Here is a 973-nt window from a genome sequence, read left to right as displayed (position 1 = left end):
ACCTGGCATTACCATCTCAACGCCATCAGGAAGCTCACATGCACCTGTTACATCCGTGGTACGGAAGTAAAATTGTGGACGATAGCCTTGGAAGAATGGCGTGTGACGACCACCTTCATCTTTGCTCAAGATATATACTTCAGCCTCGAACTTCGTGTGCGGCTTAACCGAACCAGGAACACATAGCACCTGACCACGCTCAACATCATCACGCTTAGTACCACGAAGAAGAACACCGACGTTCTCACCCGCGCGACCTTCGTCAAGAAGCTTACGGAACATCTCAACACCAGTACACGTAGTCGTTTGAGTGTCGCGGATACCAACGATCTCGATCTCTTCGCCTACCTTGATGATACCACGCTCAACACGACCAGTTACTACCGTACCACGACCAGAGATAGAGAATACATCTTCTACTGGCATTAGGAATGGCTGATCGACTGCACGCTCTGGCTCTGGAATATACGTATCAAGTGCTTCAACAAGTTTCTTAACGGCTGTAGTACCTAGCTCGTTGTCATCTTCACCGTTCAATGCCATCAAAGCAGATCCAGGGATGATTGGCGTGTCGTCACCAGGGAATTCGTATTGATCTAGAAGCTCACGAAGCTCCATCTCAACCAACTCAAGCATTTCGTTGTATTCTTCAGTACCTGCACCACCACAGTCTTCAGCAAGAAGATCTGCCTTATTCAGGAACACAACGATGTATGGAACACCAACCTGGCGAGACAAAAGAATGTGCTCACGCGTCTGAGGCATCGGGCCGTCAGTTGCGCCACATACTAGAATCGCTCCATCCATTTGCGCCGCACCCGTGATCATGTTTTTCACGTAGTCCGCGTGCCCTGGACAGTCAACGTGCGCGTAGTGACGATCTGTTGAATCGTACTCTACGTGTGACGTTGCAATTGTAATACCACGCTCACGCTCTTCTGGAGCGTTGTCGATGTTCGCGAAGTCAACCTTC

1 protein-coding gene is annotated in these 973 nt (G+C 49.6%); it reads right to left on the bottom strand.

From position 1 onward, the window contains the following. Positions 1–973, bottom strand: a 973-nt coding sequence (gene tuf / locus A3750_RS06315; RefSeq protein WP_068548101.1) for an elongation factor Tu, incomplete at both ends; no start/stop codon positions are given.

The sequence above is a fragment of the Oleiphilus sp. HI0079 genome (assembly GCF_001635105.1).
The sequence above is the reverse complement of the archived record's forward strand: the minus strand, read 5'-3'. Positions and strand labels throughout refer to the sequence as shown.